Origin of the sequence: Pseudoalteromonas sp. A3 (genome assembly GCF_025942345.1) — a bacterium.
GTDB lineage: Bacteria > Pseudomonadota > Gammaproteobacteria > Enterobacterales > Alteromonadaceae > Pseudoalteromonas > Pseudoalteromonas atlantica.
This window is the reverse complement of record NZ_JAPCKL010000003.1, coordinates 278,011-292,178: the sequence shown is the minus strand read 5'-3', so window position 1 is coordinate 292,178 and position 14,168 is coordinate 278,011. Positions and strand designations below refer to the sequence as shown.

The window sequence follows — 14,168 nt, the reverse complement described above, 5'->3', positions numbered from 1 at the left end:
GTTTTTAATCTACGTAAAATTTTTGCTGAAACGTGAGTTTTTGAGACTGACTACCTTGCTGGATGTTTATCTCAAAACGTAAAATCTCTTCGTTGGTGTAGTCTACTTGCGCAAGGTAATAAATTGATTCACCTTCTTTTACTTCTTTAAAAGTAAGGGCTTGCTTATTGCCGAGTAGGTTTTTTGCGGTGCCGCTGAGCTGAGCGGTTTGCGCGGTTTTATCGCTATTGTTTTTCAGTACTGAAATATTAACAATGCCTTTATAACCACTACGCTCAAGGCCATATGTTTTAGCTATTTGCGGCTGAATAAAGGTAGATGGAAAAGCAATGTAATGCACTTGCCAAGGGCCCAGCTCTTTGTACTGTGCGCCTTGCATGTCTTCACTGTGGGCATTAAAAGCAAAGGCTAAAAAACTAATAAAGCAAAACTTAATTAAACGGTTCATTATGATGTCCTATATAAAAAAGAGGCCAAAGGGCCTCTTTTGCTTATAACAAAAAATTTAGGCTAAAAAGTCCATTAGCAGCATTTGTAAAAACTGAATACCAATAATTAGTACAAGCACCGATAAATCTAAGCCACCCATTGGTGGAATAATTTTACGAAGTGGCTTGAGCATTGGCTCAGTAAGCTGATGGAAAACCGCTTCTATTGGGTTATAACCTTGACTTACCCAGCTTAAAATAGCGCGAATAATCAATACCCAAAATACAAGGTTTAAGCCTTCTTTAAGTACGGTAATAAGTGCTTGTATAAACACAGGTTGCGCAGCCCATGCGCCGTATATCACCAGCATTAAAGTACTAATTTTGGCAACGGCTACAATAAATGCCAGCAATAGAGAGGCTAAATCAAGCCCACCTAACCCGGGTATAATTTTACGTAACGGGTTAACTGCAAACGAAGTTGCTTTAACCACAAATTGGCTCATTGGGTTGTAAAAGTCGGCTTTTGCCCACTGTAGCCAAAAACGCAGTAGTACCACCATTAAAAACAAATCAAACAGGGTACTGATCAAAAATTGCATGGCATTCATAGTGTAACCTTCAATAAAAAGTAATTTTAAAGTTCTTTTTCCATTTGCATTGCACGCGCAATACACGCATCCATTGCATCGCTAACTGTTTGCACTAGGCCTTCGCCTTTTAAATGCTCAACCGCAGCATGGGTGGTGCCGCCTTTAGAAGTTACATTAGCGCGTAATTGCGAAATGCTTATCTCTGGTTGGCTCAATGCCATTTCGGCTGCACCCAGCGCAGTTTGCTGCACTAAGCGGCGCGCATCTTCATCGTTAAAGCCAAGTGCTTTCGCTTTTTCTTCAATGGCTTCCATAAATAAGAAAAAGTAAGCGGGCGATGAACCTGTCACAGCAATGACATCGTTAATTTGCGACTCTTGCTCTACCCAAACAACAATACCTGTGCACTCAAATACTTGTTGTACAAAGTCGTGCTCTTCGGCTGTTTCATCTGCGCCAAATAAACCCGATACACCACGCCCTAGTAGCGATGGCGTGTTTGGCATACAACGAACCATTTTAACGTTTTGGCCAAGCATTTCGCGTAAACGCTTAACGGTTAAGCCAGCCGCTACCGAAATAAACAGTTTATCACTAAAGTCGATACCCGATTCTTGAAACGATTTACATAAATCGCCCATCATTTGTGGTTTAACAGACAATACAATGACATCAGCATCGCGTAAGGCTTCGTTATTGTCGCTGGTGGTTTTCACCTTGAAATCGTCTGCTACCTTGGCAAGCTTTTCTTGGTTGCGGTTTGTAGCAATGATGTTGTTTGCATTAAAACCGTTTTTTACCATGCCACCAATAATGGCGTAGCTCATGTTACCTGTGCCTATAAATGCGATTGTTTTATCTGACATATGTCTGTTATCACCTTTTAAGTTCGAGTTCCAAAAATATCTGTGCCGATCCTCACCATGGTTGAACCTGCGCTAATGGCGGCTTCAACATCATTGCTCATCCCCATCGACAACGTATCTATATGAGGATATTGGGCCTTTAGTTTATCAAAGCAAGTTTGTAATTGCTCAAAAGATTGACTTTGCTCACTCGGATCGTCGCTTTTAGCCGGAATAGCCATTAAACCACGCAAAGTGAGTTGCTCACATTGGTCAATAAACTCAGCTAGTTCGGGTATTTGCTCTACGCTGCAGCCTGACTTTGCCTCCTCGGCGCTTATATTTACTTGAATAAGCACATTTAAAGGCGTTAGGTTTTCTGGACGTTGACTGTTTAAACGCTTAGCTATTTTTATTCTATCTACGCTTTGTACCCAATCAAAATGTGCAGCAACAAGGGCGCTTTTATTTGATTGAATAGGGCCAATGAAATGCCAAATGATGTCGCTAAATGTGTGTAGTTGAGCTATTTTATCTACAGCCTCTTGAACATAAGACTCACCAAATTGGCGCTGGCCATGCTCGTAGGCAGCAATAATATCGTCGCTTGGTTTTGTTTTTGATACTGCTAGCAGCGTAATAGCATCGCTACTACGTTTAGCATTTTTAGCCGCGCTGGCAATTCTAGCGTAGGCGGATGTGAGTCGTTCTGCTATTGTAACCATATATTTATCAGTTAGTTGTGGAGTCATAAATGGATATTACCGAATTATTAGCGTTTAGTGTGCAACACAAAGCATCTGATTTACACTTATCGTCAGGTGTTTCACCTATGATACGCGTAGATGGTGATGTTCGCCGCATTAATATACCTGCACTTGCAGACAAAGACGTAAACAGCCTTGTTTACGACATTATGAACGATAATCAGCGCAAGGACTACGAACAAAATCTAGAAGTGGATTTTTCGTTTGAAGTGCCTAACCTTGCTCGGTTTCGTGTTAACGCATTTAACTCAAACCGCGGCCCTGCAGCGGTGTTTCGTACCATCCCTAGCGATGTACTGACGCTTGAAGATTTAGGTGCGCCAGATATTTTTAAAACAATATCAGATAACCCGCGTGGTTTAGTATTGGTTACCGGCCCAACTGGTTCGGGTAAATCAACAACGCTTGCGGCTATGGTCGATTATATAAATCAAACAAAACATCACCATATCCTCACCATTGAAGATCCTATCGAATTTGTACACGATAATAAACTCAGTCTTATTAACCAACGTGAAGTGCACCGAGATACGCATAGCTTCTCTAATGCACTGCGCAGCGCGCTGCGTGAAGACCCGGATGTAATACTTGTTGGTGAGCTACGTGACTTAGAAACTATTCGCCTTGCGATGACCGCCGCTGAAACTGGCCACTTAGTGTTTGGTACGCTACATACCACCTCAGCACCAAAAACGATTGACCGTATTATTGATGTATTCCCAGGTGAAGAAAAAGATATGGTGCGCTCAATGCTTTCTGAGTCACTGCGTGCCGTTATTTCGCAAACACTACTTAAAAAAATTGGCGGTGGACGCGTGGCCGCGCACGAAATTATGATTGGTGTACCGGCTATTCGTAACTTAATTCGTGAAGATAAAATTGCACAAATGTATTCGTCTATTCAAACGGGTGCATCACACGGTATGCAAACCATGGATCAATGTTTAAATAATTTAGTTAATCACGGTATTGTGACAACCGCAGCCGCAAAAGAAAAAGCCCAAGATAAAACCCAGTTTGGTGGCTAAGGACATATTATGAATTTATCTTTAAATCACTTTTTACACATAATGATTGATAAAAAAGGCTCGGATTTATTTGTCTCTAGTCAATTACCAGTCAGTGCAAAAATTAATGGTGAGCTTATCGCTCTTAGCGACGATAAGTTAAGTGACGAGCAATCGCTTGCGCTTGTAGAATCAGCGATGAGCGATAAACAAAAAAACGAATTTCATACCACTAAAGAGTGTAACTTTGCGATAGCCACAGACGAAGGGCGTTTTCGTATATCGGCTTTTTGGCAGCGCGATAGAGCGGGTATGGTTATTCGCCGCATTGTAACGCAAATACCTGATATAAGTGATTTAGGGCTGCCCTCTACACTTACTGATGTGATTATGTCAAAGCGCGGGCTAGTGCTGTTTGTTGGTGGTACTGGCACGGGTAAATCAACTTCACTGGCTGCCTTAATTGGCTACAGAAATCGTCATCAGCGTGGCCATATACTCACCATTGAAGATCCGATTGAGTTTGTACACGAGCACCGTAAAAGTATTATTACTCAGCGCGAAGTAGGGCTTGATACCGACAGCTTTGAGTCGGCACTTAAAAGCTCTTTACGCCAAGCTCCCGATGTTATTTTAATTGGTGAAATACGCTCGCAAGAAACCATGGAATACGCTCTGAGCTTTGCCGAAACGGGTCACTTATGTGTGGCTACATTGCATGCTAATAATGCCAACCAAGCCATTGACCGTATTATGCACTTAGTGCCTAAAGAAAAACACGACAAGCTTAAGTACGACTTAGCGCTAAATTTACGCGCCATTGTTGCACAGCAACTTATTCCCACTTCTGATGGGGAAGGGCGTGTAGCCGCGATTGAAATATTATTAAACTCACCCATGGTGGCAGAGCTAATTAAAAATGGGGATATTGGTGGCATAAAAGAGGCCATGTCTAAGTCTAAAGAAATGGGTATGCAAACCTTTGACCAAGCCTTATTTGAGCTATACAAACAGCAGCGTATTAATTACGCCGATGCACTACATCATGCTGACTCGCCAAACGATTTACGCTTAATGATAAAGCTGCGCAATAATGAGCAACAAGGTGCAGGATTTTTACAAGGTGTAACCATTGATGGACTAGATGATAAAAACAGCAATTAACACTGTATTTTATCCATAAAAAAAGCGCCGCTGGGCGCTTTTTTTATGGATAAAATTACTTATAACGTTTTATACCACTGCGGTGTTTTTCGACCTTTAAAATAGATTACGTAATTAAAGGAGGCGGTATTACTTATTCACCATAACTGGCTTCAAAAAAACTCTCTAAAATAATCACTGCCGACATATTATCGACATTTCCTTTCCCTAAATTTTTATAGCCACCGTGCTCAAATAAACGCGCTTTTGCATCGGCGGTTGTGAGTCGCTCATCTTGTGTTTGCACCGGTATGCCGTAATGATTGTGCAAGCGGTTAGCAAACTTTTTAGCCTTAAAGGTTACCTCTTGCGAAGTACCATCCATATTAAGGGGTAACCCGACGACCATTAAGTCGGGTTGCCACTCTTTAACTTGAACCGCAATATGATCCCAATTAGGAATACCATCTTGGGCTTTTACCGCTTTTAAGCTAGACGCACTGCCTGTGAGCTCTTGTCCTATGGCAATACCAATGCTTTTGGTGCCAAAGTCAAAGCCCATTACGGTGCGCTGGCCTTGCGGCTTAAGGTTTTTTTTCGTCATTATCGTTCTTTAAGCGTGTCCAGCTTCGCTGCAAAGTTGGCTAACATCAAAGCCTAGCATTGAAACTGCTTTTTCCCAGCGTTTTTCTACCGGCGTATCAAAAATGATCTTCGGATCGGCTTTAATGATCAACCAACTGTTATCTAAAAGCTCTTTCTCAAGTTGTCCTTGCTCCCAGCCCGAATAACCAAGCGTAATAATAAATTGCTCAGGTGCGTGGGCGGTGGTCAGGTTGGCAAGTACGTCTTTTGATGTGGTGATCATTATATCACTGCTAAGCTTTTGGCTTGCAGAGTAGCCTGGCTGAGGTGAATGAAGTACAAAACCTCGGTCGGTTTTAACCGGACCACCTGCAAACACAGAGACTTGCGCGGCTTGTTGGGTTTTGTCGTTGTCTATTTCTATTTTATCTAAAAGCTCACCAACGGTCACATCAATAGGCTGGTTGATCACCAATCCCATAGCCCCATCTTCATTGTGCTCACAAATATAGGTAACGGCACGTTTAAAAAAAGGGTCTTGCATCGACGGCATAGCGATTAAAAAATGATTTTCTAATGATTGCATAGATTTCACCCTTTTAGTTTATGAATACTTATTGAACTTTGAGTATGGCATAGATATATACGTAGCGTATAAAAAGTCCATTAATTGTATGAAATACTTAAATTAATGGACTTTTAAATGGTGTTTATTCAGCGAGCTTACGCTCAATTGCGTCAAACAAAATACCGGTAATAGATATATCGTAAGCGGCTTCAATTTCACGTACGCAGGTTGGTGCTGTTACGTTAATTTCGGTGAGCTTGTCGCCAATAATATCTAACCCTACAAACACTAACCCTTTTTCTTTAAGCGTAGGGGCAACTGCTTGAGCTATTTTAAGGTCTGACTCGCTAAGGGGGCGGGCTTCACCACGGCCGCCCGCAGCTAAGTTACCGCGGGTTTCACCATTTTGTGGAATACGCGCTAAACAATACGGAATAACTTCACCATCAACAACCAATACGCGTTTATCGCCTTGTTTGATCTCTGGAATGTAATTTTGCACCATGGCAAAGCGACTACCATGCTCAGTTAAGGTTTCGCAAATAACGCCAATGTTTGCATCATCTTCTTTAATACGAAAAATAGATGCGCCGCCCATGCCATCAAGTGGTTTTAAAATAATGTCTTTATGCTCAGCTAAAAATGCGCGTATTTGAGCTTGGCTGCGTGTTACTAGCGTATCTGGCGTATGCTCGCTAAACCATGCTGTAAATAGCTTTTCGTTAGCATCGCGCAGGCTTTGTGGTTTATTAATAATTAACGTACCTTCTTGCTCTGCACGTTCTAAGATATAAGTTGCGTAGATGTACTCCGTATCGAACGGTGGATCTTTTCGCATTAAAATAACGTCTAGGTCGGCAAGCGCGATTGTGGTTTTTTCTTCAAGTTCGTACCACTTTTCGGTGTTGTTAAATACCTGCGCTTTTGCTGCGGTTGCATACGATTTACCTTGGCGAAGTGATAAGTCATCCATCTCCATGTAGTAAATTTCGTAGCCACGTTTTTGCGCTTGCATCATCATTGCAAAACCGGTGTCTTTTTTGATGTTAAATCCACTAATAGGATCAGAAATAATACCTAACTTTATCGCCATGCGCTGTGCCTTAATCTAATTATAATGACTACTAGAGTGCTAATAGTTTTAATATGAGGGTGCCATTGAGCTATTTCAATTAGCTAAATCGCCAAATTGTAATTGTAATGCACTTAAGACCGTTAAAGCGGCCGTTTCTGTTCGTAAAACACGCGGCCCTAAGCGAATATCAACAAAGTGCTGATCTTTAGTTTGCAGCATTTCTTCATCGGTAAAGCCGCCTTCAGGGCCTACTAAAAAGCGTACACCGGCGCTTGGAACGGTTATTGTTTTAATGCTGTGCTCGGCACGAGGGTGCAAAGTGAGCTTAATGGCGTCTGTTTGTTGTTCAAGCCATTGCTTTAAATCAACCGGTGTGTGAACAACTGGCACAAAGTTACGCCCCGATTGTTCGGCGGCTGAAATTGCAATTTTTTGCCATTGTTGGTGTTTTTTTTCTAACCTGTCGCCACTGAGTTTAACGCCACAGCGCTGACTAAAAATAGGGGTGATTTCGCTAATGCCAAGCTCAACAGATTTTTGGATGGTAAAGTCCATTTTGTCGCCACGCGATACGCATTGCCCTAAATGAATTTTAAGCGGCGATTCGACATCATGCTCATCAAAACGTTGTGGCATAACAACAACTGATTTTTTAGTTACCTCAATAATTTCACTGAAGTATTCACCGCCTTCGCCATTAAAAATAGACACATGTTCGCCTACTTTCATGCGCAATACGCGGCCAATATGGCCCGCTGCATCGTCGTTTAAAGAAACCGGGGTGTTTAAGGCAATACTCGATGCCTGATAAATATGAGGTACTCGCATGGGGGTCACTTATTTTATAGCGTAAAGGTGTATAGCGCTATGGTAAGTAAGCAGGGCGTTGTACGCAATTATTTATTTTTGTTTAAGTGACTTGGCAAGTGCGATTAAATCTTTAGGTGTTTCGGCAATATCGGTATCGCACGATAAGTGATTTTTAAAGCCTTCGTCAGTAATACGATTAAATGTATAGCCGTTGTCGTCAAAGCTAACTACGTAGCGTTTTTCATGCAGGGAGTTATATATAAAGCGTTGTTTGTCGTCGGCAAGTAGATAGTCGGTATTATTAAATAGCACGCCCTGAATATCGTGGTGCTCGTGCAGGTAAGTGGCCAGTTCAGATACGCTAATTTCGTTTTCTAGGTCGCAATAGCAATAGTCTTTAATGAGTTCGTCAAACATCATTTTTACCAGCTTACGGGTGTTACTGCCTGCAACTATTAAGGTGCTGGGTGTATTGGGTGCCGCGTGCTTAAAATAATACTCGGCAAATGTACGACTAAATTCGTTATCTATATCAATTAACAAATAGTTAGTTACTTCAAATGACATAGGGCCCCGTTGCTTTATGCAAATGTGTTATGCCAGTTAACTAAATACGGGGCGCTTGGCGACTTATTTAATAGCGTGGCGTTAAAGTGAAAACATGCTAATAAGTAAATAGCCTATAGCACAAAAAACAGCAAACTCAATGCATGCTATGCCTATATTGTCCTGATGGTCGACCTCTAAAGCGGCATCAATATTGGGTAATGAAATTGCTTTTATTACAAAACTTAAACAATATAATAACACCCACATTACACCGCAATGCATTACCAGTGTAAATATATTTTCGACCATTTTTCCATTTTGAAAGGCCGCACTAGATAATCCTGCATACACGGCTAGGGCTAAACCTATTGATTTTCCTGCGTATCTAATGCCAATAGAGGTGTTTTCAAGGTTAAAGTTACTTTGCAGTGACGCACCTTGGTTTGCTTTAGCGAAGCGGTATTCACGGATTTTGCTATCTAGCGCAAACATCCCTTGTAGCGTAAAAAAGCTAACAAAAGCAATAAGTAAGTTACTAAACCCTTGTGCATGAGTCCAGGTATACAAGCCAAGTGCAATAATACAGTTGGCTAATAACATACCAGAATCAACCAATGCAGCGCATACATTTTGCTTTAATATAGCAGCTTCTTCATTAAATCTGTGTAATATCCATTTTCTATGAATTAAATGTCCGACTTTTATAAATGTAAATAATAGAACAATTAAAATAACCACTTTTAATGGATTATGTTGTGCCGTACTCATACTTATTTCATCAAATAAAAACGCCATAGTGGCAATAACCACGGTAATTTCTGAGGCGAAACTAATCCCCATTGCAAAATTATCATGCTGCGCTAGTTCGTCTTTAAGTGCCTGTTTTGCTTTTATTTGAGCAACAATTCTAAGACTAAAAATAGTAATGCATATAACCGCAAAACTAATGGCAATCGCAACTAAACTAGTGTTAGATAATGATAAATATGACATGCTGATCCTAAGTAGAGATAACCTTTCTTGGTTTTAGTTATTCTAGTATGGTTAGCGCATATATAAAAGAGAGGATTGATGAGTAACAAAATGCAACTTCCTATTCAATTACAAAAACTTGGCTCAACACGCTTTGCACAGCTGTATCCGCAGCAACCTATACAAGAAGAAGTTGTAAAATTATGTGCTTTGAGCGACTTTGCTTTTCGCAGTTTAGAGTCGCAACCTCAATTAAAAGACTGGTTAATAAACCCAGATGAGCAATTTAGCCGAGATGTCCCCGCGCCATTCGACGGCCTTGACTTGCAGCAAGTAGATGAAAACCAGTGCAATAAGATTTTAAGACAGTACCGAGAAAAATACTGGTTAAAAGTAGCGTACCTCGATTTGTGTTGCGATAACCCAATCAGTGACAGCATAAAATACATAAGCCTATTAGCTGATATGCTAATTAATAGCGCAAATAGATGGGCACATGCGCAAACGGCAAAAACAGCAGGGGAACCTTTAGATGAGCAAGGTAACTCTTTGCCTTTAATGGTTTTAGGCATGGGTAAATTGGGCGGCCACGAGCTTAATTATTCATCAGATATAGATTTGATTTTTGCTTATCCGCGCAATGTACTGACCCAAGGTGGGCGTAAACGTATTGAAGCCCAAGTGTTTTACACCAAAGTAGCGCAAAAACTGATTAATGCACTTAATCAAGTAACCGGTGATGGCCAAGTATTTAGGGTTGATATGCGCCTGCGCCCATTTGGTGAAAGTGGGCCTTTAGTGATGAGCTTTCACGCCATAGAAGATTACTACCAAGAGCAAGGGCGCGATTGGGAGCGTTACGCCATGTTAAAAGGGCGGCTAATTGGCACACCCAATAAATATTGGGATGAGTTTATACAGCTTTTAAAGCCCTTTGTTTATCGTCGATATATTGATTTTTCTGTGATTGAATCACTGAGGAAAATGAAGCTTATGATAGCCCAAGAGGTTCGCCGAAAACGCCTGACCAACAATATAAAGCTAGGTGCTGGTGGCATTCGCGAGGTTGAATTTATTGTACAAGCTTTGCAAATGGTGCGTGGTGGGCGAGAAGCTAACTTACAAACCCAATCGTTACTGTACGCCTTAGAGCAGTTAACGTTAAACCAAGCGATGGATGAGCAAGAAGCGAATGAGCTAAAGCGCAACTACTTACACTTACGTAAAGTAGAGCAATACTTGCAAATGTTTGACGATCAACAAACACAAACTCTGCCCGATGATGAGCTTAATCAAGAGCGCTTAAATTACTTACTCGAGTCTGAAAGCTTTAACCATACCATGAGCGACATTGAGCAGGTCATGGCTAAAATTCACGATGAATTTTTATTGGTGATAGGGGAGGAAACCGTTCCCCTTGATACCTGCGAAGGTGCGTTTATAAGTGCTTGGGATCATGGTGATGTTAGCTTTTTAAACGATATAAAAGAGCAATGGCAAGTGCCACTTCATGATTTTAAAAAACGTTTGAGTAAGGTAAATATAGGTAATCGTGGGCGAGATATTCTCGACAAGCTAATGCCTTTATTGCTCAAACAGCTCAGTGACTTTAATGCCAGTGGTGAGACATTTACCTTGGTATGCCAAATTTTAAATAAAATTGTATCGCGTACTGCTTACCTTGAATTACTGTACGAAAACCAAGGTGCGCTAAAGCAGCTTGTTTTATTATGTTGCCATAGTAAATGGATAGGGGAGCATATTTCCCGTTATCCTATTTTGCTTGATGAGCTAATAGACCCTGCTGCGCTTTACAAACCTACGCCTTTGAGCGCTTATAAAGATGAAATACGACAATATTTTTTGCGTATAGAACACGACGACCTAGAGCTACAAATGGAAGCGCTTAGGCAGTTTAAGCAAACACATCAATTACGTATTGCGGCTGCCGATGCAACCGGTGTGATTGATGTTATGAAAGTAAGCGATCACTTAACGGCTCTTGCCGAGGCTGTGGTAGACCAAGCCGTTAATATAGCGTGGTATAACACGGTTAAGCGCTTTGGCATGCCACCAAACACAGATGATGAACACAAAGGCTTTGCCGTTATTGCGTACGGTAAAACGGGCGGCTTTGAAGTAGGCTACGACTCCGACCTAGACCTTGTGTTTGTGCATAATCACGACGGTAATAGCAGTACCAATGGCGATAAATCGATTACCTCACGACAGTTTTATTTAAAACTTGCACAGCGCTTAATGCATTTATTTAATACCCGTACCGCCTCGGGCATATTGTATGAGCTTGATACACGCCTGCGCCCTGAAGGCGCCTCTGGTTTATTGGCTATTAACTTAGAGAGCTTTAATCATTATCAGCAAACCCAAGCATGGACTTGGGAGCACCAAGCGCTTGTGCGCGCCCGCGTTATATTAGGCCAAGATGAGCTAAGAGCGCGCTTTGCACAAATTCGTAAAGAGATATTATGTGCCCCACGGGATGTAGATACACTCAAACAGGATGTGCTTAAAATGCGCGAAAAAATGCGCACGCACTTAGCTAAGGGAAACTCTGAGCAATTTGATTTAAAACAAGATGTAGGTGCCATGACCGACATTGAATTTATAACTCAATACCTAGTGCTCAAAAACGCAAATCAGTTTAGCCAGCTAACAGTGTTTTCCGATAATGTAAGAATACTCACAGACGCTGCCGCGATTGGTTGTATCAATAAAACCCAAAAGCAGCAGTTAATCCAGGCGTATATTGATTATCGCTCACGTTACCACGTTTTAAGCCTAAATCAGCAAGGTCGCTTAGTGTCGCGTAAGGAGTATCAAACCGATATAGAAAGTGTAACGGCATGCTGGAATGCAATATTTGAACTAGGGCGTGTTGATCTTTGCGGATTGAAATTTGTTCAATCTAGGGACGATTAAATCGCGGCGCGAGGTTTGTAACCTAGTGGGCTCGATAACTGCTCCTGCGTTATTCTAATGACTTACATCCCTGTAAGAATAAGTAAAAACCGGGCAAAGCTTCCGCGTCCTGCTCACGCCCCTTACCTACATCCATGTAGGCAACAAAGAGTTTATCGCCTATTTATGTGGAATAACCACACTTCATAGGCTCTGTCTTGCCTAAAAACCAAACATGCTGCTGCAAATTCAACCATCAAAGTTCAACACGCCCTCGAAACATAAACACTAAAAACCCAAGCACAGGCTTGGGTTTTTAGTGTTTATGGGGTTGGTTTATTTACGCTGCTAAGTATTAAGCTTTAAACAATTGCTGCGCACAAATTCAGAAGGTAGCTCAGTGATCACCGCTGCGCGCTGTTTGTGGCAAAGGTAGGTATACACTTCGTATTCAAAGTCATCATTAATTGCGCGGCCAACTTGATAAAGCGCTGAGGTAAAACTGCTATCAACCCTAAAATGATCTTTTACAACGTAGTCTTTACTCAAATACCAATATAATTGAATACCTTCGCTTTTTGCGTATTGGTTAAGTACGTCTTTTAACGTTGAGCCGTTTTCAAAGCGTCTTGGTGCACTTGTTCCTGTCCAGCTAGCAGGCATCGGGTCAACGGCTCTGCCGCGCTCTGCTAAGACACGATCAAGTGTTTGCTCGGGCTTTTTAAGTTGTAATACAAACTTATCGCGCTCCCTATCGGATTTAACTTGGTTACGGATAGACGAATAAAAGCGAGAAAGCCCCTCGGCAGCTGCGTTTTTACTCTCTTTTATGTCAAACAATGGACCCGTACCAACTAACACATAGGTAGCTAGTAAGATTAATGCAACTGCTAGTATTAAATGCTTAACCCAAAACCACATAACTCATGCTCATTTATTATCATTATTTATTTATACCACTACTTTTTATAAAAAGAAGGGGTATTTTTATCAGGGCGTGTTTTAAAACGGCGGTGCAGCCACATGTATTGCTCAGGCGCTGCATTAATTGATTGCTCAACGCGCTGATTTACACGTGTTACATCTGCTTTATCATCGCCGCTTGGGAAATTTTCAAGCTCAGGTACTATTTCTAAATGGTATTTACCGTGCTCATCACGACGACTAATTAGGCTCATGGTTTCGCAGTGTTTACTTGCTGCAAAAAGTAATGTACCTGTGGTTGTGGCTGTATCTGGCACTGCGTAAAAAGGCACAAATTCACAGCGGTTACGGCCGTAGTCTTGGTCGGGTAGGTAATAACACACCTTTTTATTTTTTAGTGACTTTAACAAGCCTTTTACGTCTTTTCGTCCAATTAAATACTCGTTAGAACGAAGGCGGCCATTGGTTGTAAAGTATTCCATGAGTGCATTGTTGTGTGGGCGGTAAAATCCCAGCCCTTGGCATTTGGTGCCCATAACACGACTCGCCATTTCTAAATGCAAAATATGCGGCACCAATAGCAATACGCCTTTACCTTGAGCCTGCACGCGCTCAAAGTGCTCTAATCCTTTAATAGAGCCATACGCTTTTTTAACGCGCCACTGCGGCCACCACCAAGCCATGCCAGTTTCAACCATGGCAATACCGGTGTTTTCCATGTTTTTTAGCACAAGCTGTTGTTGCTCGGCTTCGCTCATATCAGGAAAACACAGCTTTATATTAACCTCGGCAATATGGCGACGACGTTTCATAAATTTATGTACTAAGCGCCCTAAAAACTTACCTAAGCTAAGCTGAATTTTTTGTGGCAACCACGAAATCAAATACAAAAAGAAAACGCCAATCCACGTTAGCCAATAACGAGGGCCTAAAAACGAGGCTTTAAAAGGAGATGAGGTGACCACAAAATACTCTCTAAAATA

The 14,168-nt window shown here is 41.5% G+C and carries 15 protein-coding genes; 3 read left to right on the top strand and 12 right to left on the bottom strand.

The genetic code is table 11. The features are described 5' to 3' along the window. Positions 1 to 4: 4 nt before the first annotated feature. Genes OIZ54_RS07425 through OIZ54_RS07410 form a run of 4 tightly spaced genes read right to left on the bottom strand, consistent with a single transcriptional unit; the run spans position 5 to position 2,618 of the window. Positions 5 to 448: a DUF4426 domain-containing protein gene (locus OIZ54_RS07425; protein ID WP_004586836.1), complete on the bottom strand. Its 444-nt coding sequence runs from the start codon at positions 446 to 448 to the stop codon at positions 5 to 7. Positions 449 to 505: 57 nt separating this feature from the next. Further along, positions 506 to 1,039, bottom strand: coding sequence for a YggT family protein (locus OIZ54_RS07420; RefSeq protein ID WP_004586837.1), 534 nt, complete (start codon positions 1,037 to 1,039; stop codon positions 506 to 508). Positions 1,040 to 1,065: 26 nt separating this feature from the next. Continuing rightward, positions 1,066 to 1,887, bottom strand: coding sequence for a pyrroline-5-carboxylate reductase (gene proC / locus OIZ54_RS07415; RefSeq protein ID WP_004586838.1), 822 nt, complete (start codon positions 1,885 to 1,887; stop codon positions 1,066 to 1,068). A 17-nt stretch (positions 1,888 to 1,904) separates the two neighbouring features. Next, positions 1,905 to 2,618, bottom strand: coding sequence for a YggS family pyridoxal phosphate-dependent enzyme (locus OIZ54_RS07410; RefSeq protein ID WP_096041190.1), 714 nt, complete (start codon positions 2,616 to 2,618; stop codon positions 1,905 to 1,907). A 2-nt stretch (positions 2,619 to 2,620) separates the two neighbouring features. Here OIZ54_RS07410 and OIZ54_RS07405 point away from each other — a divergent pair, with 2 nt between their 5' ends. Together OIZ54_RS07405 and OIZ54_RS07400 are read left to right on the top strand one after the other, a co-directional pair. Then, complete coding sequence (locus OIZ54_RS07405; protein WP_004586840.1) at positions 2,621 to 3,661, top strand: type IV pilus twitching motility protein PilT; 1,041 nt, start codon at positions 2,621 to 2,623, stop codon at positions 3,659 to 3,661. Positions 3,662 to 3,670: 9 nt separating this feature from the next. Then, a complete protein-coding gene (locus OIZ54_RS07400; protein ID WP_029772387.1) occupies positions 3,671 to 4,804 on the top strand; it encodes a PilT/PilU family type 4a pilus ATPase in 1,134 nt (377 codons plus the stop codon). A 133-nt stretch (positions 4,805 to 4,937) separates the two neighbouring features. Here OIZ54_RS07400 and ruvX read toward each other — a convergent pair whose 3' ends face one another. From ruvX to OIZ54_RS07370, 6 genes are all read right to left on the bottom strand, one after another. Then, on the bottom strand, positions 4,938 to 5,387 hold the full coding sequence (gene ruvX / locus OIZ54_RS07395) for a Holliday junction resolvase RuvX (RefSeq protein WP_004586842.1): 450 nt from the start codon (positions 5,385 to 5,387) through the stop codon (positions 4,938 to 4,940). A 9-nt stretch (positions 5,388 to 5,396) separates the two neighbouring features. Further along, positions 5,397 to 5,954, bottom strand: coding sequence for a YqgE/AlgH family protein (locus OIZ54_RS07390; RefSeq protein WP_004586843.1), 558 nt, complete (start codon positions 5,952 to 5,954; stop codon positions 5,397 to 5,399). Between the two features lie 124 nt (positions 5,955 to 6,078). Then, positions 6,079 to 7,029, bottom strand: coding sequence for a glutathione synthase (gene gshB / locus OIZ54_RS07385; protein ID WP_096041191.1), 951 nt, complete (start codon positions 7,027 to 7,029; stop codon positions 6,079 to 6,081). A 75-nt stretch (positions 7,030 to 7,104) separates the two neighbouring features. Beyond that, a complete protein-coding gene (rsmE, locus tag OIZ54_RS07380) occupies positions 7,105 to 7,839 on the bottom strand; it encodes a 16S rRNA (uracil(1498)-N(3))-methyltransferase (RefSeq protein ID WP_024031543.1) in 735 nt (244 codons plus the stop codon). A 72-nt stretch (positions 7,840 to 7,911) separates the two neighbouring features. Next, complete coding sequence (locus OIZ54_RS07375; protein WP_004586846.1) at positions 7,912 to 8,388, bottom strand: hypothetical protein; 477 nt, start codon at positions 8,386 to 8,388, stop codon at positions 7,912 to 7,914. Between the two features lie 81 nt (positions 8,389 to 8,469). After that, positions 8,470 to 9,363 (bottom strand): hypothetical protein, encoded by an 894-nt coding sequence (locus OIZ54_RS07370; RefSeq protein ID WP_004586847.1) that lies wholly within the window; start codon positions 9,361 to 9,363, stop codon positions 8,470 to 8,472. A 78-nt stretch (positions 9,364 to 9,441) separates the two neighbouring features. Here OIZ54_RS07370 and glnE point away from each other — a divergent pair, with 78 nt between their 5' ends. After that, positions 9,442 to 12,282: a bifunctional [glutamate--ammonia ligase]-adenylyl-L-tyrosine phosphorylase/[glutamate--ammonia-ligase] adenylyltransferase gene (gene glnE / locus OIZ54_RS07365; protein ID WP_264390069.1), complete on the top strand. Its 2,841-nt coding sequence runs from the start codon at positions 9,442 to 9,444 to the stop codon at positions 12,280 to 12,282. A gap of 327 nt (positions 12,283 to 12,609) precedes the next feature. Here the strand turns inward: glnE and OIZ54_RS07360 are convergent, their stop codons facing one another. Together OIZ54_RS07360 and lpxL are read right to left on the bottom strand one after the other, a co-directional pair. Continuing rightward, on the bottom strand, positions 12,610 to 13,182 hold the full coding sequence (locus tag OIZ54_RS07360; protein WP_024031547.1) for a toxin co-regulated pilus biosynthesis Q family protein: 573 nt from the start codon (positions 13,180 to 13,182) through the stop codon (positions 12,610 to 12,612). Positions 13,183 to 13,220: 38 nt separating this feature from the next. Next, the gene (gene lpxL / locus OIZ54_RS07355) at positions 13,221 to 14,150 is read right to left on the bottom strand and encodes an LpxL/LpxP family Kdo(2)-lipid IV(A) lauroyl/palmitoleoyl acyltransferase (RefSeq protein WP_264390068.1); all 930 of its coding nucleotides are present in this window, start codon (positions 14,148 to 14,150) and stop codon (positions 13,221 to 13,223) included. Positions 14,151 to 14,168 lie beyond the last annotated feature (18 nt).